General features: G+C 50.1%; 21 protein-coding genes and 1 riboswitch. Of the genes, 12 read left to right on the top strand and 9 right to left on the bottom strand.

What is annotated here, in order from left to right:
- The first annotated feature begins 3 nt into the window (after nucleotides 1–3).
- On the top strand, nucleotides 4–2586 hold the full coding sequence (gene xyl3A / locus RDP42_RS03410) for a xylan 1,4-beta-xylosidase (RefSeq protein WP_308762534.1): 2583 nt from the start codon (nucleotides 4–6) through the stop codon (nucleotides 2584–2586).
- 80 nt (nucleotides 2587–2666) lie between these two features.
- Here xyl3A and RDP42_RS03415 read toward each other — a convergent pair whose 3' ends face one another.
- Together RDP42_RS03415 and menA are read right to left on the bottom strand one after the other, a co-directional pair.
- Nucleotides 2667–3149: an N-acetyltransferase family protein gene (locus tag RDP42_RS03415; protein WP_308762535.1), complete on the bottom strand. Its 483-nt coding sequence runs from the start codon at nucleotides 3147–3149 to the stop codon at nucleotides 2667–2669.
- Nucleotides 3150–3152: 3 nt separating this feature from the next.
- Entirely contained in the window at nucleotides 3153–4043 is an 891-nt protein-coding gene (gene menA, locus RDP42_RS03420) for a 1,4-dihydroxy-2-naphthoate octaprenyltransferase (protein ID WP_308762536.1), read from the bottom strand.
- 87 nt (nucleotides 4044–4130) lie between these two features.
- Here menA and RDP42_RS03425 point away from each other — a divergent pair, with 87 nt between their 5' ends.
- A complete protein-coding gene (locus RDP42_RS03425; protein WP_374046907.1) occupies nucleotides 4131–4970 on the top strand; it encodes a metallophosphoesterase in 840 nt (279 codons plus the stop codon).
- Here the strand turns inward: RDP42_RS03425 and nadD are convergent, their stop codons facing one another.
- Genes nadD through RDP42_RS03445 form a run of 4 tightly spaced genes read right to left on the bottom strand, consistent with a single transcriptional unit; the run spans nucleotide 4971 to nucleotide 7189 of the window.
- On the bottom strand, nucleotides 4971–5564 hold the full coding sequence (gene nadD / locus RDP42_RS03430) for a nicotinate (nicotinamide) nucleotide adenylyltransferase (protein ID WP_308762537.1): 594 nt from the start codon (nucleotides 5562–5564) through the stop codon (nucleotides 4971–4973).
- On the bottom strand, nucleotides 5543–5728 hold the full coding sequence (locus RDP42_RS03435; RefSeq protein ID WP_204475773.1) for a hypothetical protein: 186 nt from the start codon (nucleotides 5726–5728) through the stop codon (nucleotides 5543–5545). The genes nadD and RDP42_RS03435 overlap by 22 nt, the downstream gene beginning before the upstream one ends.
- A 12-nt stretch (nucleotides 5729–5740) precedes the next feature.
- Nucleotides 5741–6307: a guanylate kinase gene (gene gmk / locus RDP42_RS03440; protein ID WP_308762538.1), complete on the bottom strand. Its 567-nt coding sequence runs from the start codon at nucleotides 6305–6307 to the stop codon at nucleotides 5741–5743.
- Between the two features lie 6 nt (nucleotides 6308–6313).
- Nucleotides 6314–7189: a YicC/YloC family endoribonuclease gene (locus RDP42_RS03445; RefSeq protein ID WP_308762539.1), complete on the bottom strand. Its 876-nt coding sequence runs from the start codon at nucleotides 7187–7189 to the stop codon at nucleotides 6314–6316.
- Between the two features lie 449 nt (nucleotides 7190–7638).
- Here RDP42_RS03445 and tsaB point away from each other — a divergent pair, with 449 nt between their 5' ends.
- The 8 genes from tsaB to RDP42_RS03485 all read left to right on the top strand — a co-directional run bounded on the left by tsaB (nucleotide 7639) and on the right by RDP42_RS03485 (nucleotide 16742).
- Complete coding sequence (gene tsaB, locus RDP42_RS03450; RefSeq protein WP_204475776.1) at nucleotides 7639–8328, top strand: tRNA (adenosine(37)-N6)-threonylcarbamoyltransferase complex dimerization subunit type 1 TsaB; 690 nt, start codon at nucleotides 7639–7641, stop codon at nucleotides 8326–8328.
- A 66-nt stretch (nucleotides 8329–8394) separates the two neighbouring features.
- A complete protein-coding gene (locus RDP42_RS03455) occupies nucleotides 8395–8994 on the top strand; it encodes a DUF4290 domain-containing protein (protein WP_308762540.1) in 600 nt (199 codons plus the stop codon).
- Between the two features lie 16 nt (nucleotides 8995–9010).
- Nucleotides 9011–10318, top strand: coding sequence for a UDP-N-acetylglucosamine 1-carboxyvinyltransferase (murA, locus tag RDP42_RS03460; protein WP_308762541.1), 1308 nt, complete (start codon nucleotides 9011–9013; stop codon nucleotides 10316–10318).
- Between the two features lie 3 nt (nucleotides 10319–10321).
- Nucleotides 10322–10834, top strand: coding sequence for a ribosome maturation factor RimM (rimM, locus tag RDP42_RS03465; protein WP_204478736.1), 513 nt, complete (start codon nucleotides 10322–10324; stop codon nucleotides 10832–10834).
- Nucleotides 10835–10850: 16 nt separating this feature from the next.
- On the top strand, nucleotides 10851–11705 hold the full coding sequence (locus tag RDP42_RS03470; protein WP_308762542.1) for a M23 family metallopeptidase: 855 nt from the start codon (nucleotides 10851–10853) through the stop codon (nucleotides 11703–11705).
- A gap of 4 nt (nucleotides 11706–11709) precedes the next feature.
- Nucleotides 11710–12867, top strand: a complete 1158-nt coding sequence (locus tag RDP42_RS03475; RefSeq protein ID WP_308762543.1) for a 1-deoxy-D-xylulose-5-phosphate reductoisomerase — start codon at nucleotides 11710–11712, stop codon at nucleotides 12865–12867.
- Between the two features lie 40 nt (nucleotides 12868–12907).
- Nucleotides 12908–14248, top strand: a complete 1341-nt coding sequence (rseP, locus tag RDP42_RS03480) for an RIP metalloprotease RseP (protein ID WP_308762544.1) — start codon at nucleotides 12908–12910, stop codon at nucleotides 14246–14248.
- A 97-nt stretch (nucleotides 14249–14345) separates the two neighbouring features.
- A complete protein-coding gene (locus RDP42_RS03485) occupies nucleotides 14346–16742 on the top strand; it encodes a DPP IV N-terminal domain-containing protein (RefSeq protein WP_308762545.1) in 2397 nt (798 codons plus the stop codon).
- 838 nt (nucleotides 16743–17580) lie between these two features.
- On the opposite strand, the gene nrdG is transcribed toward RDP42_RS03485, so the two are convergent.
- The 3 genes from nrdG to RDP42_RS03500 form a co-directional block, all read right to left on the bottom strand.
- Complete coding sequence (gene nrdG / locus RDP42_RS03490; protein ID WP_308762546.1) at nucleotides 17581–18042, bottom strand: anaerobic ribonucleoside-triphosphate reductase activating protein; 462 nt, start codon at nucleotides 18040–18042, stop codon at nucleotides 17581–17583.
- Between the two features lie 15 nt (nucleotides 18043–18057).
- On the bottom strand, nucleotides 18058–20442 hold the full coding sequence (locus RDP42_RS03495) for an anaerobic ribonucleoside triphosphate reductase (protein ID WP_308762547.1): 2385 nt from the start codon (nucleotides 20440–20442) through the stop codon (nucleotides 18058–18060).
- 25 nt (nucleotides 20443–20467) lie between these two features.
- Nucleotides 20468–20656, bottom strand: a riboswitch (cobalamin riboswitch).
- 257 nt (nucleotides 20657–20913) lie between these two features.
- Nucleotides 20914–22344, bottom strand: a complete 1431-nt coding sequence (locus RDP42_RS03500; protein ID WP_308762548.1) for an HD domain-containing protein — start codon at nucleotides 22342–22344, stop codon at nucleotides 20914–20916.
- A 457-nt stretch (nucleotides 22345–22801) separates the two neighbouring features.
- Here RDP42_RS03500 and RDP42_RS03505 point away from each other — a divergent pair, with 457 nt between their 5' ends.
- Nucleotides 22802–23626, top strand: a complete 825-nt coding sequence (locus RDP42_RS03505; RefSeq protein WP_308762549.1) for a hypothetical protein — start codon at nucleotides 22802–22804, stop codon at nucleotides 23624–23626.
- A 91-nt stretch (nucleotides 23627–23717) separates the two neighbouring features.
- The gene (locus RDP42_RS03510) at nucleotides 23718–26063 is read left to right on the top strand and encodes a glycoside hydrolase family 3 C-terminal domain-containing protein (RefSeq protein WP_308762550.1); all 2346 of its coding nucleotides are present in this window, start codon (nucleotides 23718–23720) and stop codon (nucleotides 26061–26063) included.
- The last annotated feature ends 10 nt before the right edge of the window (nucleotides 26064–26073 follow it).

Here is a 26073-nt window from a genome sequence, read left to right on the forward strand (position 1 = left end):
TCTATGAGGTATGGTGTTTGGTTATTGGGTTTAGCTTTTTTAGGCTGTGCCCGTCCCGATTTTCGGGATTCGTCTTTATCTTCAGATCAGCGTGCCGACTTGCTTTTGCAGGAGCTGACTTTGGAAGAAAAAGTCTCTTTAATGATGGATGTGTCGAAGCCGGTGGAGCGGTTGGGTATTAAACCGTATAACTGGTGGAATGAAGCGCTGCATGGGGTGGCTCGTGCCGGACTGGCTACGGTGTTCCCTCAGCCGATAGGCATGGCAGCCTCTTTTGATGATTCGTTGGTATACAAGGTGTTTACGGCCGTGTCGGATGAGGCGCGGGCAAAAAATACCTATTACGTGCAACATGACAGTTACAAGAGATACCAGGGACTGACCATGTGGACGCCGACGGTAAACATTTACCGTGATCCGCGCTGGGGAAGAGGTATTGAAACCTACGGTGAAGACCCTTATCTGACAAGTAAGATGGGCGTGATGGTGGTCAAAGGTTTGCAAGGAGAAAGTGACGGCAAGTATGACAAGCTGTATGCTTGTGCCAAACATTTTGCAGTACATTCCGGACCGGAGTGGAACCGTCATTCTTTTGATGTGGAAAACTTGCCGCTTCGGGATTTGTATGAGACTTATTTGCCGGCTTTCAAGGCCCTGGTACAGGATGCCGGGGTGAAAGAGGTGATGTGTGCCTACAACCGTTTTGAAGGAGAACCTTGCTGCGGCAGCAACCGGCTGCTGACGCAGATTCTACGGAAGGAATGGGGATTCGATGGCATCATCTTGAGCGACTGCTGGGCCATCAATGACTTTTTTGATGAAAAAGGACACCGCACGCATAAGGATGCGCCTTCGGCTGCATCGGCTGCGGTACTGAGTGGTACGGATTTGGAATGTGGTTCTACGTATGAATCACTGGTAGAAGCCGCCCGGAAGAAACAAATCGATGAGAAGGTGATTGATAAGTCGGTTAAGCGGTTGCTGAAGGCCCGTTTCGACTTGGGCGAGATGGACGATCCGGATAAAGTGTCCTGGACTAAGATTCCTTTCTCGGTCGTGGCTTCTGCAGCACACGATTCCTTGGCGCTGCGGATGGCTCGGGAGTCCATGACGCTCTTGATGAACAAGAACCAGGTACTTCCGTTGAAGCGCGGTGGATTGACCGTCGCTGTCATGGGTCCCAATGCCAAAGACTCGGTCATGATGTGGGGAAACTATAATGGAGTACCTTCCCATACGGTGACTATTCTGGAGGGAATCCGGTCGGCACTTGGAAAGGACGATAAGCTGATTTATGAACAGGGTTGTCCGTGGGTAGGCGATGAAGTGTTGGAAAGTGTGTTCAGTGAATGTAAGTCGGAAGGCCGACCAGGCTTCACGGCCCGTTATTGGAACAATGTGAACCACGAGGGCAAAGTGGACGTAGAAACACGGGTGATGACACCGTTCAATTTCTGTACGTCGGGAGCTACGGTGTTTGCACCAGGGGTAAACCTGACGGATTTTTCGGCTACGTACAATGCCACGTATGTGCCCAAGGCATCAGGAGAGATTGTGCTGGATGTGTATAGTTATGGCAAGGGAAGATTGCTGGTCAATCAGAAAGAGGTGATGAAGTATCATAATGTACACGGAGGGAACAAGCAGTCTTGTGCTTTGCCGGTAGAAGCCGGAAAGAAATACGACATCGAATTGCAGTTTGAATATCTGCAGAGTGACGCACAGTTGAATTTCGACCTGGGCTTTAAGCAGAAAGTCGATGTGGTTCGGTCGGTACAGGCCGTGCGGAATGCCGATGTGGTAGTCTTTGTGGGAGGTATTTCTCCGAGTCTGGAAGGAGAAGAGATGGGCGTAGATTTGCCGGGATTCAAGAAAGGTGACCGTACCAGCATTGAATTGCCGGAAGTACAGCGGGAATTGCTGGCTGCGCTGCATCGGGCTGGAAAGAAGGTCATTTTGGTGAACTGCTCCGGTTCTCCTATCGGTCTGGTACCGGAAACGGAAACCTGTGAGGCGATCTTGCAGGCTTGGTATCCGGGGCAGCAGGGCGGTAAGGCCGTGGCTGAGGTCTTGTTTGGCGATTACAATCCGGCCGGACGCTTGCCGGTCACTTTCTACCGGAATACGGAGCAGTTGCCCGATTTTGAGGACTACAATATGAAGGGACGTACCTATCGTTTCATGACCGAAAAGCCGCTCTTCCCCTTTGGGTATGGGTTGAGCTATACTACCTTTAAGTATGGTACAGCTGCTTTCAATGCACAGACGATAGGCAGTGACGACAATTTGACGGTAACCGTACCGGTTTCAAATGTTGGTAGTCGCGATGGAGAAGAAGTGGTACAGGTTTATCTGAATAAGGTGGGCGACGAAGGAGGTCCGGTCAAGACCTTAAAAGCCTTTAAGCGGGTGTTTGTCCCGGCTGGGAAGACTGCAAATGTACGTATTACCTTGTCAAAGAAAGACCTGGAGTGGTGGAATGAAACCACTCACAGCATCCAGTTCTGTCCGGGAAAATATCAGGTATGGATTGGAGGCAGTTCCGATGAAAAGGACCTGAGCAAGTATGCGATTACGTTGAAGTGAGGAATTCCCGATCAATACAATGCAGGGCGGTGTCCGGTTTGCCGGATACCGCCCTGTTTCTTTTTGGCAGAACGAAAGGCTCAGAGAATCAGTTCGTAGTCTACGATTCCCAGCCATTTGCCGAATTTGCGGCCCACCTCGCGGAAGCTGGATACCTTTTCAAAGCCCAGCTTTTCGTGTAGGGCGTAGCTGGCCTCGTTGCCTTCGGTGATGCAGGCAATCAAGGCATGTAGTCCGCAGCGGCGGCATTCTTCTATCAGGTGTTGCATCAATTCGGTACCCAGTCCCTTTCCCGTAGAGGAAGGTGCCAGGTAAATGGTGGTCTCCACACTTTGGTTGTAAGCCGCCTTCTCTTTCCATCCGTGTACATAGCAGTAACCGGCAATCTGCCCTTCTGTTTCGTATACGAAATACGGATATTTGCTACTGATGTTCTGGATGCGGTTCCACATCTCTTCTTCGCTCACCGGTTCCAGTTCAAAGGTGATGGTGGTGTGCGTAATGTAATGGTTGTAGATGGCGGTAATGGCCGGAGCATCTTCTTTGCGTACTTTCCGAATCATAAATTAAAGAATCAATCCAAGTGTAAGTAATAATCCAAAAATGAACATGTTGCGTGAAGTCTCTCCTAAAATGCCGTTCAAGGCTTTCCCACGGTAGATACGGGCCATGTGGAAGGTGGTCAGGATGTGCGGAATGAGGTACAGCTGCGGGAGCAGCACGGCGTAAATCTTTCCTAAACTCAGGAAATAGAAGCAGCACCAGCAGGCTGCCAGTCCTAACAGAAAGTAAAGCACCAGTCCGGCTTTCGCACCGATTCGTACCACGATGGTTTTCTTGCCGCTGAGGGCATCCTGTTCCCGGTCGCGGAAATTGTTGATCATCAGCAGGGTGTCGATGACCAGTCCGCAAGCCAGTGAGGTGAGTGTGACGGCCGTGTTCCAGTCGTGTGCCATGACATAGTAGGTACATCCCACGGGCACAAAGCCGAAGAACACGAGTACCATCAGGTCGCCCCATCCGTGGTAAGCCAGCGGATACGGTCCGGCGGTATAGAGGAAGGCAAAAATCATGCAGGCGAGTCCCACTGGAATCATTTCCAGTCCTCCGTAATACAACAAGCAGAGCCCGACGAGTCCAGCCAGTACAGTGGTGCAGGCAATGCCGGCCTTCATGGCCTTCGGGCTGATCCATCCTTGAGCGCAGGCACGTTCTGGACCCAGCCGGTCCTCGCGGTCGCTGCCTTTTAGGAAATCGAACAAGTCGTTGATGAAGTTGGCGTCAATCTGCATCAGGAAGGCAAACAGAAAGCACAGTACGGCAGGTACGGTTTGAAAGTGCCCGTAAATAAAAGCCAGGGCACAGCCCAGCATGACAGGAATGGCCGCTCCGGTCAAGGTCTTCGGACGGGCAGCCAGCAGCCATGCTTTTATGGAATTGGTTTTGACGTGTGTCATGAAATTGGGAATTTTAGTTTTCGTTCGGCAAAGTTAGGCATTTTTTTACGACCTTTGTCACGACTGGATAGTTATATGTAGCTCAAAATGATGAAACGACTGAACTTGCTGGCAGGTGGCTTGCTGCTGATGAGCCTTCTGCTTTCTTCTTGTGCCACGGCCTCCTTTTCCAAATACAAAGGAGTAGGGCGTGTCAAACAGTATGATTTTTATAGTGCCCAGTTGCCCGATTCTTTCGACGGTTTCCGGGTAGCTTTTGCCTCCGACTTTCATTACGAAAGCCGCTTTACCGCCCGTCGGTTGCCGGGTATGTGCCGCGCTCTCCGGTCGCTGGATGCCGATGTATTGCTCTTGGGTGGAGATTACCGAGGACGGAACGGAGGAGATGTGGACCAGCTTTTCCAGGCCTTGAAGACCGTGGAGACACCCTGTGGGACGTATGCCGTGATGGGTAACCACGAACGGGGTGAAGCTGATTCGCTGGCACGACAGGCCATGCGGGAAACAGGCGTACATTTGTTGGAACACAAAGTGGATACCCTGTGGCGGGGAAAGGAATATATCTTGCTGTGCGGCATCCGCAATCCGTTCGATTTGAAGCAGAACGGGGTGTCGCCTACCTTGGCCTTGCGGGAAGAAGATTTTGTGTTGATGCTGGTACATACGCCTGATTATGTGGAGGATGTGGATGTGTCACACACCGATTTGGCGTTGGCGGGACATACGCACGGAGGGCAGGTCAGCCTGTTTCACCGGTGGACACCGGCACATTTCTCCAAATACGGCAACCGCTTCCTGACGGGACTGAAGCACAACAGTGCGGGCATTCCGGTGATTATTACCAACGGATTAGGTACGTCACGTAGAGATGTGCGTCTCTTTACTCCAAGCGAGGTCGTGCTGGTAGTGTTGCACAAAAAGAAATGATTAGCGGTAGAGTCCTTTTTCCTGAATGATCCTGAACACTTCCGGATGCAGGAAGTAGCGCAGGTCTTTACCTTCGCGGATACCTTGGCGGATGAAAGTGGAACTGATTTCGATGAGGGGAGTCTGTACGACCCGGACATGAGGGGGTAGAGGAGTGCCCTCCTCTAATGGATATCCCCGACGCGGATAGACCAGGATGTGGTGACGACGGATGATTTCCTCGGGCGAGCGCCAGCGGTCGAAGGCCTGCCAGTTGTCGGCTCCGATAATCAGGTGAAATTCCCGGTCGGGATAGCTCTCGGCCAGTTTGTCAAGGGTATGGATGGTGTAGGAAGGACGTGGAAGCTGGAATTCAAAATCGGAAGCTCGGAAACGGGGGTATCCGGCCACGGCAGCCTCTACCATTTCCAGTCGGAGATGGTCGTCGAGCAGCGCCTCGTTCTGCTTGAACGGATTTTGAGGGGTGACCAGGAACCACACTTCCTCCAGTCCTCCGTATTCACACAGGTAATTGGCCAGTGCCAGGTGCCCCATGTGAATCGGGTTGAAGGAGCCTCCGAAAAGTCCGGTTTTTATCTGAGACTTTTCTTCCATTGGATGTAGTTGAGAATCTGCCATACAGCCACCAGTAACATGGCGACGGCAATGATGTATTCTTCTTTGGCTACGGCTACTACGCCTACGGCAATGGCAGCCAGTCCGATGACGATGCAGAGCAGCGTCATCCAGCGCAAGATTTTTTTAGGGTTTTTTGGCATAGTCGGACGGATTTAGTGTTGGAGAAAATTGCGGATGGTCTGCAAGGCTTCCGTTTTGGCCTTTTCCAGGTCGTCGTTGACAATCACTACGTCGAATTTATCGGCATACCCCAGTTCGAAGGAGGCTTTTGCCAGACGGCTCTCGATGACTTCGGGGGCATCGGTTCCCCGACCCGTCAGTCGCTTGCGGAGCTCTTCGATAGAAGGGGGTTGGATGAAGACCGACAGGGCCCGGTCGCCATAGAATTTTTTGATGTTGCATCCGCCTACCACATCGACGTCGAAAATCACGTTCTGTCCGGCGGCGAGCTGTTTTTCTACCTGTGCTTTCAGGGTACCGTAGAAACGGTCCTTGTATACTTCTTCGTATTCCAGAAACTCGTTATTGGCAATGCGCTGCTTGAATTCTTCCGGAGTCAGGAAGAAATATTCCACGCCGTTCTGTTCCGTGCCACGGGGAGCGCGGCTGGTGGCAGAGATAGAGAATGCCAAGTTCAGGTTCTGTGTCAGCAAGTAATTGATGATGGTAGACTTGCCGGAGCCGGAAGGGGCTGAAAATATGATAAGTTTGCCTGCCATATGTTTTTACATTACGTTCAACACTTGTTCCTTGATTTGTTCCAGTTCGTCTTTCATCTGTACCACGAGGTTCTGCATCTCGGCATGGTTCGACTTGCTGCCGGTAGTATTGATTTCGCGGCCCATTTCCTGTGCGATGAAGCCTAACTTCTTGCCCTGTCCGTGTCCGCCCGCCATGGTTTCGCGGAAATATTTCAGGTGGTTGGCCAGACGCTGCTTTTCTTCGTTGATGTCCAGTTTCTCGATGTAGTAAATCAGTTCCTGTTCCAGACGGTTCTTGTCGTAGTCAATGCTCAAGGTCTTTTCCAGCGCGTCGGTGATGCGTTCCCGGATTTTGCTCACACGTTCCTTTTCGTAAGGTTCAATGGATTTGAGCAACCGTTCGATGTTGTCCAGCTTTTCCGTGAACTTCTTTTCGAGGGCGGCACCTTCCTGTTTGCGGAAATCCACCAAGTGCTGCAAGGCCTCTTCAATGGTCTGTTTGGCCACGGCCCATTCTTCGTCCGACAGTTCCTGTACGTCTACGCGCGTCAGCACGTCGGGCATGCGCAGCAGGGTAGCAAACCAGTCTTCCGGCAACGGAATATGGCAAGTTTCAGAAATGGTCTTTATCTGGTTGTAATAGTTTTCTACGAGAGCGGTATTGATGGGAGTGGCCGATTCGGCGGCGTCTTTTTCCACCCATATACAGAAATCCACTTTTCCGCGTTCCAAGGTCTGGGTAATCAGGTTGCGGATTTCCATTTCTTTTTCACGATACAATGGAGCGATGCGTGTGGACAAGTCCATTGCTTTGCTGTTCAACGATTTGATTTCTACGTTGATTTTTTTGTCTCCGAAGGCGGTGGTTGCTTTGCCGTATCCGGTCATTGACTGTATCATAACTCCTTTTGTTTTTTAATCATTATGAATGCAAAGGTAGGAAAAATCTGTATAAAGCGTAAGCGGCTGTGTAAAAAACGTATGAAAATCCCTGTTTTGCATGCAGATAAAACCCTGTAGCTTCTTTTGTAAAAGTGTTTTTCTGCTCGTGCCTTTTCCTAAAATGGCTTGTATATTCTCTGTCCCACAGTGTGGGATACAAAAACCACACTGTGGGATATATATTTCACACTGTGGAATACAAATCCTGCAGTGTGAAACAGAGAATATTCCTTGGGGTTTGGAAGAAATCTCTTAGGGAAATAACATTTTACAGATCGGGAGGAGGAAATTTGCCAGGCTGGTTTGCCTTTCGGGAGAGGGTTCGTCACTTTCTGCGCCTTTTTTCGTGAGAGAGTGAGAAGAAAAGTGTATATTTGCAGACTAATATAATTGTATTGAATTTAATTATGTCGTGCATTTTACATATTGAAACGTCGACGGAAGTCTGCTCTGTGGCAGTGAGCCAGGACGGAGCTTCCATTTTCTCGAAAGAAGATTTTAACGGCCCCTCACATGCGACGGTGCTGGGTGTGTTTGTGGATGAAGCTTTGTCGTTTGCCGACAGTCATGCCATTCCGGTGGATGCGGTAGCGGTGAGCTGTGGCCCGGGTTCCTATACGGGACTGCGTATCGGGGTATCCATGGCGAAGGGAATTTGCTACGGACGGAACATTCCGTTGATCGGGCTTCCTACGCTGGAGGTAATGTGTGTGCCGGTATTGCTGGCGCATGACCTGCCGGAAGATGCCTTGCTCTGCCCGATGATTGATGCCCGCCGGATGGAAGTGTATGCGGCGGTGTACAACCGTGCATTGAAGGTGCAGCGTGAAATCAGTGCGGACATTGTGGACGAAAACTCGTATGCGGAGTTTTTGGAAAAACATCCGGTGTATTTCTTTGGCAACGGAGCGGACAAATGCAAGGAGAAACTGACGCATCCCAATGCCCATTTCCTGGACAACGTGCATCCGTTGGCCAAATGGATGTTCCCGCTGGCCGAAAAAGCAATGGCTACGCAGGATTTCAAGGATGTGGCCTATTTCGAACCTTTCTATCTGAAGGAATTTGTAGCCTCCAAACCGAAGAAGCTGCTGTAAGCCAAGGATTCGTAGGGCTGGATGCAGCGAAAAGTAGAAATTGAATGATTGAATAATAAGTTTTATATGGAGTATAATACCCAGCAACGAAAATTACCGCTTCCGGAATATGGAAGAAGTGTGCAGAACATGGTGGACTATGCGTTGACCATCGAAGACCGTGCAGAGCGTCAGCGGTGTGCCAATACCATCGTGAACATTATGGGAGGGATGTTCCCCCAGTTGCGCGACGTGGAGGACTTCCGCCATAAGCTGTGGGACCATCTGGCCATCATGTCCGACTTTAAACTGGATATTGACTATCCGGTGGAGATTGTCAAGAAGGAAAGTCTGGAAGTGAAGCCGGACCGGATTCCTTATTCGCCGAATGTCATCCGTTACCGTCATTATGGGCGGTTTATTCAGGATTTGATCAAGATTGCGGTGGATTATCCCGAAGGTGAGGAGAAAAACCAGTTGATCAAGTACATCGCCAACCACATGAAGAAGGACTACATCAACTTCAACAAGGATGGGGTGGAAGACCAGAAGATTCTGGATGATTTGTGCGAATTGTCCGACGGACGCATCAAGTTGTCGGCCGATGACTTACATTTGGTAGAACAGCGTTCTTTCGGTCCGCGTCGCCGTCAGATGAACAACAACCAGCAGAAGAAGAAATATTAACTAAAAACCGGATACTATGGCTTCATTTGTAATCGAAGGAGGACACAAGCTGCAGGGGGAGATTGTGCCTCAAGGTGCTAAAAACGAGGTGTTGCAGGTGCTTTGTGCCACTTTGCTGACCGACGAGGAAGTGACCATCTCGAACATTCCGAACATCCTGGATGTCAATAATCTGATTCAGTTGCTCCGGGATATGGGGGTAAAGGTGGCCAAGACGGGAAGTGACACGTTTTCTTTCCAGGCCGACAGCGTGAATTTGGCTTATCTGGAAAGTGACGAATTTCTGGGCCGCTGCTCCAAACTGCGGGGGTCTGTCATGCTGGTGGGACCGCTGATTTCCCGTTTCGGCAAGGCCATGATTTCCAAACCGGGAGGTGACAAGATTGGCCGCCGTCGGTTGGACACGCATTTCCTGGGTATCCAGAAATTAGGGGCTTCGTTCGATTATGATGCCGTAAAAGGACGGTTCTGCATTACCGCCGACAAGCTGAAAGGTACGTACATGTTGCTGGATGAGGCTTCTGTGACGGGTACGGCCAACATTATCATGGCGGCAGTACTGGCTGAAGGAGTGACTACCATCTACAATGCAGCCTGTGAGCCTTATGTGCAGCAGCTGTGCCGGATGTTGAACCGGATGGGGGCCAAGATTTCGGGCATCGCTTCCAACTTGCTGACCATCGAAGGAGTGAAGAGCCTGAAAGGTTGCACGCATACGGTATTGCCGGACATGATTGAGGTGGGAAGTTTCATCGGTATGGCGGCTATGACGGCCAGTGAAATTACCATCAAGAATGTGTCGTATGAGAACTTGGGTATTATTCCCGACAGCTTCCGTCGGTTGGGTATTCACCTGGAACAACGGGGCGACGACATTTATATACCGGCCCAGGAGCACTATCAGATTGATTCCTTCCTGGACGGTTCTATTATGACGATTGCCGACGCACCGTGGCCGGGACTGACTCCCGACTTGCTGAGTGTGATGCTGGTGGTGGCTACGCAGGCCAAGGGGAGTGTGCTGATTCATCAGAAGATGTTTGAAAGCCGTTTGTTCTTCGTGGACAAGCTGATTGACATGGGAGCGCAGATCATCTTGTGCGACCCGCACCGGGCCGTAGTCATCGGGCACGACCGTAACTTCTGTCTGCGGGGAGGCAACATGACTTCTCCGGATATCCGTGCCGGTATTGCCTTGCTGATAGCCGCACTGGGTGCGAAAGGCATCAGTCACATTCACAACATTGAGCAGATTGACCGGGGGTACCAGCATATCGAACAGCGACTGAGTGCGCTGGGAGCACGTATCACCCGTATAGAATAAGGTATGATCAGAAAAGAAGAAGTTTTTAAGATCGGAATCATCAACAAGCCGCATGGGGTGAAAGGTGAAGTCTCGTTTACGTTTACCGACGACATCTTCGACCGTGTGGATTGTGACTACTTGATTTTGTTGTTGGACGGAATCCTGGTTCCGTTCTTCATCGAGGAGTATCGTTTCCGCTCCGATAACGTGGCCCTGGTGAAATTTGAGGGCGTGGATACAGCGGAAAAGGCCCGTAGCTTTACCAATGTGGAAGTGTATTTTCCGGTAAAGTATATGGACGAGCAGGAGGAAATCACGTCGTGGAATTTCTTCGTCGGCTTCAAGGTGCACGATGTGCATCACGGCGATTTGGGCGAAGTGGTGGATGTGGACGATACGACGATGAATGTGCTGTTCGTCATCGAGAAGGAAGGGGAGGAACTGCTTCTTCCGGCGCATGAGGAATTTATTCTGGATATAGACAGGGTACAGAAAGTGATGACCGTGGATATTCCCGACGGATTGTTGGACTAACTAACACAGTGAGAGTATGAGAAAGAAAGGTCGTAAGGCATTTTGGAAGAACATCAAGTTTAAGTATAAACTGACGATTATCAACGAAAACACCTTGGAGGAGGTGGTGGGTATCCATGTGTCGAAACTGAACGGCTTTTCTGTATTGCTGGCGGCCTGTACGGTAATTTTCCTGCTGGCAGCTATTATCCTTGTGTTTACCCCTTTGCGGAACTACCTGCCGGGATACATGAACAGTGAGGTTCGTTCGCAGGTCGTGACCAATGCCTTGAAGGCAGATTCGCTGGTGGAGGCGCTCGACCGTCAGAACCGGTACATCATGAACATACAGGATATCTTCAGTGGAAAAGTCAGTGTGGATACGGTACAGTCTATCGACTCGCTGACTACCATCCGCACGAATGAGCTGATGAACCGTTCGAAGGAGGAAGATGATTTCCGTCGGAAATACGAGGCGCGGCAGAAAGCTGAATCGGCTGCCGAAGAAGATCATAAGTTGCCCGATTTGTTGTTCTTCCGTCCCACAAAGGGCATCGTGATGAAGGATTTTGCACCGTCGCGCCGGCATTACGGTGTGGATATGGCGGCTGCGATGGATGAAAGCATCGTGGCGGCTATGGACGGCAAGGTGATGACGGTGGTGCAGACGGCCGACAAAGGTTTCCTGATTCAGATTCAGCATGAGCAGAATTTTATTTCCATTTATAAGCATTGCGGCACTCCGAGGAAGAAGGAAGGCGACCGCGTAAAAGGAGGAGAAGTTATCGCATTGGCCGGAACGGAGGATGAAGGCAAACATGTGTCATACGTGCATTTTGAACTGTGGCACGAGGGGACTCCGATTGATCCGGCGAAATATGTTGTATTTTAAAGTTATGAAAAAACAGATTGCCATATTAGGTTCTACCGGGTCCATCGGAACGCAGGCTCTTCAGGTCATTGGGGAGCATCCGGATTTGTATGAGGTGTATGCACTTACAGCCAACAACAAGGTGGAATTGCTGGCTGAACAGGCACGCAAGTTCCATCCGGAAGTGGTGGTTATTGCGAATGAGGATAAGTATGCGGCGTTGAAGGAAGCATTGGCTGACGAGCCGGTGAAGGTGTATGCCGGAGCCGAGGCGTTGTGTCAGGTGGTCGAGTCGCAGCCTATCGACATCGTCTTGACGGCCATGGTGGGATATGCGGGATTGAAACCGACCATCAATGCCATCAAGGCTGGAAAAACGATTGCGTTGGCCAACAAGGAAACGTTGGTGGTTGCCGGCGAACTGATTACCGGGTTGGCGCAGCAATATAAGACGCCGATTTTGCCGGTGGATTCTGAACATTCGGCCATTTTCCAGTGTTTGGAAATTAACAATCCCGTACACAAGGTGATTCTGACGGCTTCGGGAGGTCCGTTCCGTACGTTTACCATGGAACAGTTGCAGACGGTGACCAAGGAGCAGGCCCTGAAGCATCCCAACTGGTCGATGGGCGCGAAAATCACGATTGATTCTGCGTCGATGATGAACAAAGGCTTTGAGGTGATTGAAGCCAAATGGTTGTTTGGAGTGACTCCTGTACAGATTGAGGTGGTGGTACATCCGCAGTCGGTGATTCATTCCATGGTGGAATTTGAAGACGGGGCAGTAAAAGCCCAGCTGGGGGTACCCGATATGCGTCTGCCCATCCAGTATGCGTTTTCGTATCCGAAGCGGGAGCATCTTTCGGGCGAACGGCTGGATTTCGCCAAATACAATACGTTGACTTTCGAAAAGCCGGACACGCAGCGTTTCCGTAACCTGGCATTGGCCTACGAAGCCTTACACCAGGGAGGAAACATGCCTTGCATCGTGAATGCGGCCAATGAGGTGGTGGTGGCGGCCTTCTTGAAAGACCAGATTTCATTCTTGGGAATGAGTGACGTGATTGAAAAGGCGATGACCCGCGTACCTTTCATCCAGACACCTACCTATGGTGATTATGTAGCCACGGATGCAGAGACCCGTCGTATTGCGGCAGAACTGGTGATTAACGGAATGAAATAAGAAGTGTAATCATATAAATAAAGAAAGAAGTTAAGTAGAAATGGAAACATTTTTGATTCGTGCCCTTCAGTTGATTCTCAGCTTGTCGTTGCTGGTGATTATTCATGAGGGGGGACATTTTTTCTTCGCCCGTCTGTTCAAGATTCGGGTGGAGAAGTTTTATATATTCTTTGACCCTTGGTTCTCGCTGTTCAAATACAAACCGAAGAACAGTGACACGGAATATGGAGTAGGATGGCTGCCGTTAGGCGGATATTGCAAGATTTCGGGAATGATTGACGAGTCGATGGATACCGAACAGATGAAACAGCCTGCCCAGCCGTGGGAATTCCGTTCCAAACCGGCCTGGCAGCGTCTGCTGGTCATGATTGGAGGGGTCTTGATGAACTTCCTGCTGGCTTTGTTCATCTATTCCATGATTCTCTTCACTTGGGGCGACCGTTATACGGCGTTGAGTGACATGACCATGGGTATGAAGTTCAACGAGCATGCACAGGAAATCGGATTCCGCGACGGGGATATCCTGAAGAGTGCCGACGGCAAGGAACTGACCCGTTTCAACATGGACATGATTCGCAGTATCGTGGAGGCCCGTGAGGTCACCGTATTGCGGGAGGGACAGGAAAAGAAGATTCTGTTGCCGGAATTGAGCTTGCTGGATGTAGCGAAGGAGGACCCGATGTTCGTGGACGTGTTCTATCCGAATGTGGTCGATTCAGTATTGGCGGGCGGAGGTTTCGCCAAGGCGGGGGTGCAGAAAGGAGACTCCTTGCTGGCATTCGACGGGAAACCGATGACTTCCTGGAACGAGTTCCTGGATAATATGGCGGCTTTGAAGGCCAAAGCTGAACTGGATAAAAAGACATCGGGTGAGTTTACACTGGTGTATTCGCGTGCGGGAGTACGGGATACGGTCCAGGTCACGACAGACGACCAGTTTAAGGTAGCGGCCATAGGAGGTATGGTGGACTACAAGCAGCGAACACTGACCTACGGTTTCTTTGAATCTTTCCCGGCTGGAATTGCCTTAGGAGTGAATACTCTGAAGGGGTATGTGAACGACATGAAATATGTGTTCACGAAAGAAGGCGCCAAGAGTGTGGGAGGTTTTGCTACCATTGGTAGTATCTTCCCCAAAGTATGGGACTGGCAGCGTTTTTGGGAAATGACGGCCTTCTTGTCTATCATCCTGGCCTTCATGAACATTCTGCCGATACCGGCACTCGACGGTGGTCATGTCTTGTTCCTGTTGTACGAGATTATTGCCCGTCGGAAGCCGAGCGACAAGTTTTTGGAGTATGCGCAGATGGTGGGAATGGTCCTGCTGTTCGGCTTGCTCATCTGGGCGAACTTCAACGATGTGTTGAGGTTCTTGTTTTAGCGAAACTATCAAATGAAATAAAGACACAAGGACACAGAGAAGTGTTTCTCTGTACTTTGTGTCTTTTTTGTATAATCCATCTAATTGAATAAAAGGAATGAGGAAGAAAATCCTATTGGCCGCTATCTTGTGTGGCGGTTTTTGCCTGACGGCAATTTCTGGAGGGGACGCGGAAGAGCGTTTGCCCGGTTATCTGCAGGCGGAGAAGTTTACCAAGAGTAAACTCGACAAGATGTTGTTTTCGACCATGGTCGACCCGCACTGGTTCCAGCAGGGAACGAACTTTTGGTTTGAGTATAAGACCAGCGAAGGAAAGTTCTGGTATGTAGTCAATCCTACCGCCAAACGCAAGGACTTGTTGTTCGACCGGGACCGTCTGGCTTCGCAATTGACGGAGATTGTGCAGGACCCGTTTGAGGCACATCAGTTGCCTATTGCCGATTTGAAGGCGGGAGAAGACGGACGTACCTTTACGTTCAAGGTGGTGTCAAAAGCTGACTCTACGTTCTATTTCTCGTACGACTATCCCACTCAGAAGCTGACATACCTGAAGGACAAGAAGAAAGAACCGGAGGAAGTGGACTGGGCGTCCGTTTCGCCGGACGGACAGCGGGTGATTTATGCCAAGGATTGTGATTTGTATTACATGAGCATTGACGATTACCAGAAGGCTCGGAAGAACGAGAAAGACAGTACCATTGTGGAGGTGCGTCTGACAACCGATGGAACACCGGATTTCGGGTATGGCATTCCTTACAGTACGCTGAATACGGACACGTTGTGTAATGGCAAGCGTCGGGGCGCATGGGGATACTGGTCACCCGACTCCAAGTATTTTGCGACTATCATTGCAGATCAGCGGAATGTGAAACCGTTGTGGGTGATCAATTCTATAGCGGAACCGCGTCCTACTTTGGAGACCTATAAGTATGAGATGCCGGGAGAGACCGGTATGCCGGAATATCATTTGTATTTGTTCGATGTGCAGGCAGGTACGCGGAAAGAAATCCGTACGGCAGCCTGGAAAAACCAGTCAATTGACCTGGAGGGAAAACCGCTGGAACAGAAACAGCGTGACAAGGAATTGGTTCCGCGTATTTGGCAGGGCGATAACCAGCGTTTCTTCCTGACCCGCAGTAGCCGTGACTTACACCGCATTGATGTATGTACCTATACTTTGGGAGAAGATTCCATTGTGCCGGTGGTTAAGGAACGGATGAATACTTATCAGGAAACCCGTCCTATCCATGTGTTGAACGGAGGAAAAGAGTTTATCCAGTGGAGTGAGCGCGACGGCTGGGCTCACCTTTATTTATACGATGACAAGGGAAATCTGAAGAACCGTATCACGGAAGGCCCTTGGCACGTAGAGCGTGTGGTGAAAGTGGATGAGGCTACCCGCACCGTCTATTTTGTAGCCAACGGACGTGAGAAAGGCGAGAATCCGTATTACGAACATTTCTATAAGGTCAATGTGAACGGCAGCGGATTGAAACAGCTGACTCACGGAGAATTCTTCCATGCCGTAGAGATGGACGATGAGGCCCGTTTCTTCGTAGACAATTATTCACGGGCCAACACCATTCCTTGTGCGGAATTGCTGGATCGTAACGGCAACAAGGTGATGACCATACAGGAAAGTGATTTCTCTTCTTTGAAAGCAGCCGGTTACCAGTTCCCGGAACCGTTTAAGGTAAAGGCAGCCGATGGAGTGACCGATTTGTATGGCGTGATGTACAAGCCGTTTGATTTCGATTCTACCAAGGTTTATCCGATTATTGACTATGTCTATCCGGGTCCGCAGGTCGAAGCCGTGGATTATCCGTTCCGTCGGATGAGTGTACGTACCGACCGCTTGGCTCAGGCCGGATTTATCGTGATAACCGTGGGGCAGCGTGGTGGTCACCCTAGCCGTTCCAAATGGTATCACAACTACGGTTACGGGAACATGCGTGATTATCCGCTGGCTGACCATAAGGCAGCTGTGGAGCAGCTGGCAGCGCGTTATCCTTTCATTGATATTACGCGGGTAGGTATCCACGGACATTCCGGAGGAGGATTCATGTCGACTGCGGCCATCTGTCAATATCCGGATTTCTACAAGGCTGCCGTATCATGTGCAGGTAATCATGATAACCGTATCTACAACCGCTGGTGGAGCGAGACTCATCACGGCGTGAAGGAAGAAATCTCAGAGAAGGGAGATACGACTTTTGCGTATAAGATTGCTACCAATCCGCAAATCGTGAAGCAGTTGAAGGGACACCTGATGCTGGTACACGGAGACATTGACAACAACGTGCATCCGGGAAACACCATTCGCGTAGTCAATGCTCTGATTCGGGCCAACAAGCGTTTCGAGATGTTGATTCTGCCGGGACAGCGCCACGGTTTCGGCGACATGGATGAATATTTCTACTGGCGTATGGTGGATTTCTTCTCAAAATACCTGAAAGGAAAGCAGGAGGATTTGGTGGATATTCCCCAGCGATAATTCTTCATTATGTGAGATAACTTTATACAGCGGGAGGGCTCTGGCAGTCATTCCGCTGTTTTTTTGTGGATACTTTCTTATTTGTGTGAATGGAGCAAAGAGTAAGGCCTTCTTTTTGTTCGGGCTTGCTGAAATTTATGCATAATCAACGAATCCCTCAGGTTTTTACGTTGAATCATGAAAATCGGGAGTGTAGGGCGAAGCGTTGTGGCTATGAGGGATGGAAGCGAATGTTTATTCTTCCGATAGCTGACGTATAGATACAAAAAAAGCGAGAGCTCATCAGAACCTCCGCTGCCTTCCTAAAGAACCCCCATTTAAGGGTTCTTTTCATCTTCTTAATTTTTGTGTCCTGTTATCCTTTCTACCTTTTCTTTTTACCAGAAGATATTCCAATACCTTCTCAAACCTAATTCCTGAAAACTTTTACCTTTAAAATCTAATACCTTGATACTTAATAAATAATCTAATACCTTAATAGTCTAGCTAATACCTTAAATGAATTGCTTTTTACCTTTCGTTTCTCTAATACCTTAGTAATTTCTTTTTCTTTTTACCTATTGGTTTCACAACCACACTGCAAAGGTAAATCTTTTTTCATTGACTGCAAGAAGTAGTATCTTGTTTTTTTACTAAATAGTTGTTTTCATGATATAAATCAAGAGTTGTTCTATTTGGGTCTTTGTGTGCGGAAACGAAACCCCGTGTGCGAAAACGGTGAATTTTGTGTACGATAACGGGCCTAAAATAGGTGGAAAATGACAGAATGAATGCCGTACTTTTAGTTACGAATTTATGAACTAAAAGTACGGCATTTGTCAAAAACGTAGGTAATCCATTATTTGAGTTTCAGAATCCGTTGGTTGCTGCTTCCACAGAAATCTAAAAAAGGGGAATAGAGCGACTCGATGAAAGGGCCGTCCACCAGCACATGGATGTAGGGAAGGAGTTCTTTTCGTTCCGGATCCTGAAGAAGCTGTTCATAAGTGTAGCCCGTGTAACACCAAATGTGCATACCCGTACGCTGACTGATGGTTTTCAGTACCGGGAGAAACTCTTTCGGGTTGTAGAAGGGATCGCCTCCTGAGAAAGTCACCCCGTCGAGCAACGGATTGGCATTGATTTCCTGAATCATCTGCTCCAGCACTTCCGGCGTGAGCGGTTTCCCAGCTTGGGGGTTCCAGGATTCCGGATTGTGGCAGCCCTTGCAACGGTGGCTGCATCCGGCCAGGTAGATGGAGTACCGGATGCCCTCCCCGTCGACAATGGTTTCTGGATATGTATATAAATAATGTAACATCACTCGTAAAAGGGGTTATGCATGCTTTACACGGTCACGCTCTTCCGCCCGTTTGGCCGAGTTCCAGCTGTTGAGGTCGCCCGTCAGGTAACCCGTGATGCGGCGCATGCGCAGGATGTTTTCCCCGTTGCATACCGGACAGCGGCTGTAGATAACCCCCTTGTAACCGCAGTCGTGGCAGGTGTCTACCGGATGATTGATGGAGCCGTAGCCAATCTGTTCATCGTGCATTACCTTGACAATCTTGGCGATGGCCTTCACGTTCTTCTGCGCTTCTCCGTCCAGTTCCACATAGGTGATGTGTCCGCCTCTGGTCAAGGCATGGAAAGGAGCTTCCCGCTTGATTTTCTCCACAATCGTAATCGGCTCTTTCACGTCCACATGGAACGAATTGACGTAGTAGTCGCGGTCATTCACTCCTTCGATGATACCGTATTTCCGTTTGTCCATCCGGGTGAAACGGCCGGAAAGTCCTTCTGCCGGCGTAGCCAGTACGGAATAGTTCAAACCGTATTTCTGTTTATAAGACTCTGCCACCTTGTTCATTTCTTCTACGGCCGCATAGAGCGTTTCCCAGGCTTTCGGATTATGTCCGTGCCCTTGTCCGTAGAGTGCCACCATGGCGTTGTGCCCTCCGATGAAGCCGATGCCCAAGGTACCCTGGTTCAGCACGTCGCCCACCTCCTCATTCGGATGACGCTGTGCGCCGCCTTTCCATACGTTGTTGCCCATCATGAACGGGAACTGCCGGGCGAGGGCCGTACGCTGGTATTGGTAGCGGGTGTATAATTGTTCGGCAATGAATTCCGCCATGGAGTGAACCGATTGGAGGAAGAACTCCTTTGCTTTTTCCAGGCGGTTTTCCGGAGTCTCGTCCACAAAAGCTTCCGCTTTGCGATGTGCTTCGATGGCCAGTCGCGGCAGATTCATGGTCGTAAAGGAGAGGTTTCCTCGTCCCAGTGAGGTTTTTTCTCCGTGCAGGTTCTCGAACACACGGGTACGGCATCCCATGGTCGCCAGCTCGTAGCGGTAGCGTTTTGGGTCGTCGGCCCGCCATTTCTCGTGCGTGTTGAACGGGGTGTCCAGAAACATGAAGTTCGGGAACAACGCCTTGGCCGTGGTACGGCAAGCTTGCAGGAAGAGGTCGAAGTTCGGACATTCGAAAGTCACCTTCCCTTCCAGGGCCGCTTCAAAGTCCTGCATGGCCAACTGGTAGTCGGCATCCGAGTAAGTCACCCCGTTTTTGACCTTGAAAATCTGGATGGGGAACACCGGTACTTCTCCGTGATTGCCCAAGCCTTCGATGGTAGCTTTCAGCAATTCCTGGATGACCATTCTTCCCTCGGCCGAGGTGTCGGTACCGTAATTGATGGAACTGAAAACCACCTGGTTCCCTCCGCGGGAATGCATGGTGTTCAGGTTATGGATGAAGCCTTCCATGGCCTGGTGCGTGTCTTTGCGGGTCTGGACCAGCGTCTTGCGCAGCACGTAAGCCAGTTCCTCCTGTGTCAGCATAAGTCCTTGGTTTGCTAAAAAGTGGAGATAAGTAGCACGCGTTTCTTCTCCGGCTTCGATGCTCTGGAAATGCGTGCGTATCCCCTGAAGAATTTCCTTTTCGTCGGTTTCTATTCCTTTGAGGTCGAACAACAGGCTGAGGTGTGTAGCCAGGATTTTCTGGAAACTCTTCAGTACCCCTTTGGCCATGAAAAAGTCGAAGGCCGGAATAGCCTGTCCCCCATGCTGTTCGTTCTGGTTGGTCTGGAAGATGATGGTGGCCAAGGTAGCATAGCTTTGGATGGACTGCGGCGTACGGATGCTGCCGTTTTTGGTATGGAAACCCCGTTCAAACAAGTCGTCCAGGTCGTACTGGATACAAGTCGTCGTTTTAGTGGGATAATAATCCAAGTCGTGAATATGGATGTCGCCCAACTGATGTGCCTCGGCATACTGCTTGGGCAGCAAATATTTGTAGGTATAATCCTTGGTGATTTCAGAAGCGAACGTCATCATCTGTCCGGCCGGTGTATGGCTCGACATGTTGGCGTTGCTCAGGTTCACATCGTTCTTGTCGATGGCCACGATGCCGTCCATGATGTGTTTGATGTGCGTCTTGCGTTCCCGTTCGGTGTTGCGCCACTGGCGGTAGATGATGTATTTCTTGGCCACTTCCGGCTGCACTTTCATCAGTTCGTTTTCCACGAGGTCCTGAATATCTTCCACCCCGATGGTCTGTTGGGTGAAATGCGACACCACCTGCCGGGTGATGGCTTCTATTTCCTCCTCCTGGAAGTCGATGCCGGTTGCCTTGAATGCTTTGCCGATGGCATTGGTGATTTTTGCGGCCGAAAAGTTCTCCTGCTTTCCGTCGCGCTTGATGATACGGATTTCTGTCAGATTCATTTTCTGTAAATTAAAGAGTGAGACATAAAATTAGACTTTCCCGGGCAGGTCTTCTGACTGATCTCTCGCCGTAGACGCCTTCCCATGAGCGGGCTCACAGTGGCTTGCAGCGCATGTCACGGCTTTTACAAGAATCACAGCAGCAGGTACTGTCGCCGATTTGCACGGCATTCCCTTTTGAAACGGTTAAGTTACCTTCGGAAAAGTGGAACAAAGATAGACGTTTGGGAGGAAAATAAAAAATGGAAATTTAGACAAGTTTCTAAATTTGGGAAACTTCTTCCTTTGAAATGCAGCTTACAATATATTGTAGCGCTATATTTTGGTAAACTGTAATTTATACTGCTATTTTAGTATTGGAAACTTACGGATTATTCCTTAGTTTAAGAAAGGGAGGAGGATAAAAGGAGAAAAAAGCCCCTCACGACCCCTGGCAGCAGCATGCATACAGGCATCGTGAGAGACGGCAGATTATTTCTTTTCGGGCAGGTTGACCGGTTTCAGGCCCATCTGTTCCGCTTTTTTCAGCATAAACTCGAAGGCCGCATCGTGTTCGTTCGGAATCACCCCGTCGAGGATGGCGTCCTTGATGGAGCTTTTCAGGCTGCCGATTTCACGGCAAGGCTGGAGGTTGAACACGTGCATGATTTCCGCTCCGTCCACCGGCGGCTGGAAGTTCCGGATACGGTCTTTCTCTTCCAAGTCCTTCAGTTTCTGGCGCACCAGCTTGAAATTGTCCAGGAAGCGCTGCTTGCGGGCTTCGTTCTTCGAGGTGATGTCGGCCTCGCAGAGCATCATCAGGTCGTCGATGTCGTCGCCGGCCTCAAACAGCAGGCGGCGTACGGCCGAGTCGGTCACTTCCTCGTCGGCAATGACGATGGGACGCATATGCAGTCCCACGAGCTTCTGCACGTATTTCATCTTCTCGTTCATCGGAAGTTTCATCTTGCGGAAAATTTCCGGAATCATCTTTTCCCCGATGAAGTTATGGTTGTGGAAAGTCCATCCTGCCTTGGGTTCCCAGCGTTTCGTTCTCGGTTTGCCGATGTCGTGGAGCAAGGTCGCCCAGCGCAGCCACAGGTCGTTGGTCACTTTGGAGATGTTGTCCACTACTTCCAAGGTATGGTAGAAATTATCCTTGTGTCCGCGTCCGTTGCGTACTTCCACCCCTTGCAGGGCTACCAGCTCTGGGAAAATCAGTTCCAGCAGGCCGCAGCGGTCCAGGTCGATAAACCCTTTCGACGGAACCGGCGACAAGAGAATCTTGTTCAGTTCGTCGGCGATGCGTTCGCGGGAGATAATCTTGATGCGGTCCTTGTTGCGTTCCAATGCCGCAAAAGTCTCGTCGTCGATGTAGAAATTCAGCTGCGTAGCAAAACGGATGCAGCGCATCATGCGCAGCGGGTCGTCGCTGAAAGTGATGTCCGGGTCGAGCGGCGTGCGGATGGTCCGTTCCTTCAGGTCATCCAGTCCCCCGAACGGGTCCACCAGTTCTCCATAGCGCGCCTTGTTCAGGCAGACCGCCATGGCATTGATGGTAAAGTCCCTCCGATTCTGGTCGTCTTCCAGCGTACCGTCTTCCACCACGGGTTTGCGGCTGTCGTGGCTGTACGATTCTTTCCGTGCCCCCACGAACTCCACTTCCGTGTCCTTGAATTTAACTTGTGCCGTACCAAAGTTCTTGAATACAGATATATGAGCACCTCGCCCCAGCTTCTTCCCGAAAGCCTGTGCGATTTCAATTCCGCTTCCCACTACCACTACGTCGATGTCCTTGGAAGACCGGTGCAGGAAGAGGTCTCTCACGTATCCTCCCACCACATAACATTCCAGTCCCAGCTCATCGGCTGTTTCCGAGATCAGTTTGAAAATTCGGTCGGTGAAGTGTTCTTTTAATTCCATTCGTTGTTTCTTTTTCAATTTGCCTGCAAAGGTACAAAAAAATCCCTTTGTCCGTTTCTTGCCACTGATTTGAAATTCTGCGGTTGCCTTTCGGACAGGTGGTGGACTTTGTTTCAGTACGCTGAACAGATAATAATCTGGTAGAAAGCGGATAGGAAGGAGGCATTTTTTCAAATGCCCTTATGTAAAAAGCAGATTCAAACGGCAAATTCTCTGTTTCACACTGTGAAATACAAAAACCACAGTGTGGGATATATATTTCACACTGTGGGATACAAATCCCATACTGTGGAACAGAGAATATATTGAAGAGTTTGGAGGAATATGGCGGAGCGTATGGAGAAATGCATAAAGGAAAGCGAGAGAAGTGTGGAAAATGCACGGAAAAAAGAACGAATGTGCGGAGGAGTTCCGAAAATAGTTGTATTTTTGTCGCTATAGAATCATGTATAAACGTATGAAAAAGATTGGATTATTGATTTTTCCAATGGCTTTGGCCCTGTGTGGATGCCAGAGTGACGAGAAACGTGCCGGAGAGTTGTTCCAGCGTGCGGAAACGGCATATGCTGCCGGTGAGTATAGTTTGGCCAAGTTGCAGATTGACAGTATCCGTACCTTGTATCCCAAGGCATTTGAGGTGCGGAAAGCCGGCATCAAGCTGATGCAGCAGATTGATCTGGCCGAACAGACCAAGACGTTGACCTATCTGGACAGTATGATGACGGTCAAACAGGCGGCCTTGGATTCCATTAAAGGGAAGTTTGTACTGGAGAAAGATACTGCTTATCAGGAAGTGGGCAATTATTTCTATCCTACCCAGGTGGTCGAGAAGAACATCGGGCGGTCGTTCCTGCGTGCACAGGTGAGCGAGCAAGGCGAGATGTCGCTGACCTCTATTTATTGTGCCGGGGGAAGCATCCATCACACGGCGGTAAAGGTGAGTGTGGACGATACGTTTGCGGAAACCCCGCAGTCGGTCGACAGCTATGAGACCACTGACCTCGGTCGTCCGGTGGAAAAGGCCGACTACAAGTTAGGGCAGGACGGAGGCGTCATCGCATTCTTGGTGGCTAACCGCGACAAGAAGAACATCCGTCTGGAGTTTATCGGCGACCGTAACTACAAGACGGTGATGCGTCCGGACGATGTGAAGGCTGTGGCCGAGCTGAGCGAACTGGCCCGTGTGCTTTCTGCGATGGAAGAAATCAAGAAAGAACAGAAGGAAGCCAATCTGAAAATCAAGTTTGTAAAGCGGAAGATGGAAGAGAATCCGGAAGAATAAAATTCTCGGGAATTCTTTTTTACGTATAGATTTTGTGTGCAACAGGAAGCAATGCCTGTTGCACATTTACTTTTGTGGAAAATTTAGTATTATGAAACTCAAAAATGTATTTGCATGTGCGGCATTTGCCACCCTGATGGTGGCCAATGTCGGGGCGCAAGAAGCTCCCCAATTGGGGAAAGCCTCCTTGGACGAGGTCATTCAGGCAATGACCCTGGAAGAGAAAGTAAGTTTGTTGGTCGGCAGTGCCGGAAAGTTTAACAGTGACCAGACTGCTACCATTGGGAGTCAAGGTGAGTTGGTACCGGGTGCTGCGGGTGAGACCAATGCGATTCCTCGCTTGGGTATTCCGGCGACGGTGTTAGCAGACGGGCCTGCGGGGGTACGTATCTCGCCGACGCGTGACAATACGAGCCAGACTTTTTATTGTACCCATTTCCCGGTGGAAACCTTGCTGGCTTCTACGTGGAACACCGAACTGGTACAGCAGGTAGGAGAGGCCATGGGAGAAGAAGCGAAACGGTATGGCGTGGATGTCTTGCTGGGACCGGCTACTAATATCCACCGGAATCCGCTGAACGGACGAAACTTTGAGTATTATTCGGAAGACCCTTTGCTGGCGGGAGAGATGGCGGCGGCCATGATTGAAGGCGTCCAGTCGAACGGAGTCGGCACTTCGTTGAAGCATTTTGCCCTGAACAACCAGGAAACAAACCGTACCAGCAACGATGTGGTGGTGTCTCCACGTACCTTCCGGGAAATCTATCTCAAGCCGTTCGAAATCGCGGTGAAGAAGGCGAAACCGTGGACCATCATGAGTTCTTATAATAAAATCAACGGTACGTATGCTTCGGAGCGTGCCGACTTGCTGACTGATATTTTGCGGCACGAATGGGGCTTCGACGGGATGGTGATGACCGACTGGTTTGGCGGACAGCACACCACCTGGCAGATGGAAGCCGGCAATGACTTGCTGATGCCGGGAAAGAAAAGCCAGTGTGAAGACCTCATCAAGGCCGTAAGAAGCGGGGTGTTGTCGCAGGACATCATCAATCGGAACGTCCGTCATATTTTGGAATACATTCTCCGTACGCCGCGCTTTCAGGGATACCAGGCTACGAACGACCCTGATTTGCCACATCATGCCCAGATTACACGGGCTTCGGCTTCCGAAGGTATGATTCTGTTGGAGAACAAAGGTATGACGCTTCCGTTGGACAAGAAGGCGGCCAAACGCATTGCTCTTTTCGGTTGCACGTCGTACGACTTCATTGCAGGAGGTACCGGTAGTGGAGATGTGAACAGTCGGTACACCGTGTCTTTGTCCGAAGGGTTGAAGGCAGGCGGCTTTAAACTGGATAAGACCTTGACCGGTTTGTATGAAACCTATCTGGCCGAACAGAAAAAGCTGCTGGATAAGTCGAAGGGATTCTGGGGACACCGTCCGCGCCCCACAGAAATGCAGATGGACAAGAAACAGTTAGAGCAGGCCGCTTCACAAAATCAGGTGGCCATTGTGACCATCGGCAAGACTTCAGGTGAATTTTTGGACCGCAGCATTCGCTCCAATTTTAACCTGGTGGCAGAAGAGAAGGAACTGATTCAGCAGGTGTGCGAAGCATTCCATGCCCAGCACAAGAAAGTGATTGTGATTTTGAATGTCTGTGGCGTGATTGAGACCGCCAGCTGGCGCGAAATTCCTGATGCCATCCTGTTGGCTTGGATGGGCGGACAGGAAGGCGGGAATACCGTAGCCGATATTCTTTCAGGCAAGGTCAATCCGTCGGGCCGTCTGCCGATGACCTTCCCGATGCAGTATGCCGATGTGCCTTCCAAAGACAATTTCCCGGACCTTGATGCCATTTCGGAAGAAGATATGAACAAGGCGCTTCAAAACTTTGTGGATGTCCGTACTTCCGGTGATAGAAAGAATTTCGATGTGACCACGTACGAGGAAGGTATCTTTGTGGGATACCGTTATTATGATACGAAAAATGTACCGGTGGCTTATCCGTTTGGATTTGGTTTGTCTTACACCACCTTCGATTATGCGGATGCATCGGCACAGGTCGAAGGTAATCAGGTAAAGGTTTCGCTGAAGGTCAAGAACACGGGTAAGGTGGCCGGAAAAGAAGTCGTGCAGATTTATGTGTCGGCTCCCGGAAAGGATATGGCCAAACCGAAGAAAGAACTGAAAGCCTTCCAGAAGACTCCGTTGCTCCAGCCGGGTGAAGCCCAGGAACTTCAGTTCCAGATTCCGGTGGATGCGCTGGCTTCTTTCAATGAAAAAGACAGCCGTTGGCAAGTAGAAGGAGGACAATACCAAGTACATGTGGCTCAGAACAGTCGGGATGTAAAAGTGAGTCTGCCGATTCAGCTTTCCGAAAAAGTCACGGAAACCGTACAGCCGCTGATGTTGCCGGTGGCAGAGTGGTAAACTTTTAGGT

It is taken from the genome of uncultured Bacteroides sp., from assembly GCF_902472605.1.
Classification (GTDB): Bacteria; Bacteroidota; Bacteroidia; order Bacteroidales; family Bacteroidaceae; genus Phocaeicola.

Excerpts from the sequence above, each read along its gene's own strand:
- xyl3A (WP_308762534.1), top strand. The coding sequence starts at position 4 with ATGAGGTATGGTGTTTGGTTATTGGGTTTAGCTTTTTTAGGCTGTGCC.
- RDP42_RS03415 (WP_308762535.1), bottom strand. The coding sequence starts at position 3,149 with ATGATTCGGAAAGTACGCAAAGAAGATGCTCCGGCCATTACCGCCATC.
- menA (WP_308762536.1), bottom strand. The coding sequence starts at position 4,043 with ATGACACACGTCAAAACCAATTCCATAAAAGCATGGCTGCTGGCTGCC.
- RDP42_RS03425 (WP_374046907.1), top strand. The coding sequence starts at position 4,131 with ATGATGAAACGACTGAACTTGCTGGCAGGTGGCTTGCTGCTGATGAGC.
- nadD (WP_308762537.1), bottom strand. The coding sequence starts at position 5,564 with ATGGAAGAAAAGTCTCAGATAAAAACCGGACTTTTCGGAGGCTCCTTC.
- RDP42_RS03435 (WP_204475773.1), bottom strand. The coding sequence starts at position 5,728 with ATGCCAAAAAACCCTAAAAAAATCTTGCGCTGGATGACGCTGCTCTGC.
- gmk (WP_308762538.1), bottom strand. The coding sequence starts at position 6,307 with ATGGCAGGCAAACTTATCATATTTTCAGCCCCTTCCGGCTCCGGCAAG.
- RDP42_RS03445 (WP_308762539.1), bottom strand. The coding sequence starts at position 7,189 with ATGATACAGTCAATGACCGGATACGGCAAAGCAACCACCGCCTTCGGA.
- tsaB (WP_204475776.1), top strand. The coding sequence starts at position 7,639 with ATGTCGTGCATTTTACATATTGAAACGTCGACGGAAGTCTGCTCTGTG.
- RDP42_RS03455 (WP_308762540.1), top strand. The coding sequence starts at position 8,395 with ATGGAGTATAATACCCAGCAACGAAAATTACCGCTTCCGGAATATGGA.
- murA (WP_308762541.1), top strand. The coding sequence starts at position 9,011 with ATGGCTTCATTTGTAATCGAAGGAGGACACAAGCTGCAGGGGGAGATT.
- rimM (WP_204478736.1), top strand. The coding sequence starts at position 10,322 with ATGATCAGAAAAGAAGAAGTTTTTAAGATCGGAATCATCAACAAGCCG.
- RDP42_RS03470 (WP_308762542.1), top strand. The coding sequence starts at position 10,851 with ATGAGAAAGAAAGGTCGTAAGGCATTTTGGAAGAACATCAAGTTTAAG.
- RDP42_RS03475 (WP_308762543.1), top strand. The coding sequence starts at position 11,710 with ATGAAAAAACAGATTGCCATATTAGGTTCTACCGGGTCCATCGGAACG.
- rseP (WP_308762544.1), top strand. The coding sequence starts at position 12,908 with ATGGAAACATTTTTGATTCGTGCCCTTCAGTTGATTCTCAGCTTGTCG.
- RDP42_RS03485 (WP_308762545.1), top strand. The coding sequence starts at position 14,346 with ATGAGGAAGAAAATCCTATTGGCCGCTATCTTGTGTGGCGGTTTTTGC.
- nrdG (WP_308762546.1), bottom strand. The coding sequence starts at position 18,042 with ATGTTACATTATTTATATACATATCCAGAAACCATTGTCGACGGGGAG.
- RDP42_RS03495 (WP_308762547.1), bottom strand. The coding sequence starts at position 20,442 with ATGAATCTGACAGAAATCCGTATCATCAAGCGCGACGGAAAGCAGGAG.
- RDP42_RS03500 (WP_308762548.1), bottom strand. The coding sequence starts at position 22,344 with ATGGAATTAAAAGAACACTTCACCGACCGAATTTTCAAACTGATCTCG.
- RDP42_RS03505 (WP_308762549.1), top strand. The coding sequence starts at position 22,802 with ATGAAAAAGATTGGATTATTGATTTTTCCAATGGCTTTGGCCCTGTGT.
- RDP42_RS03510 (WP_308762550.1), top strand. The coding sequence starts at position 23,718 with ATGAAACTCAAAAATGTATTTGCATGTGCGGCATTTGCCACCCTGATG.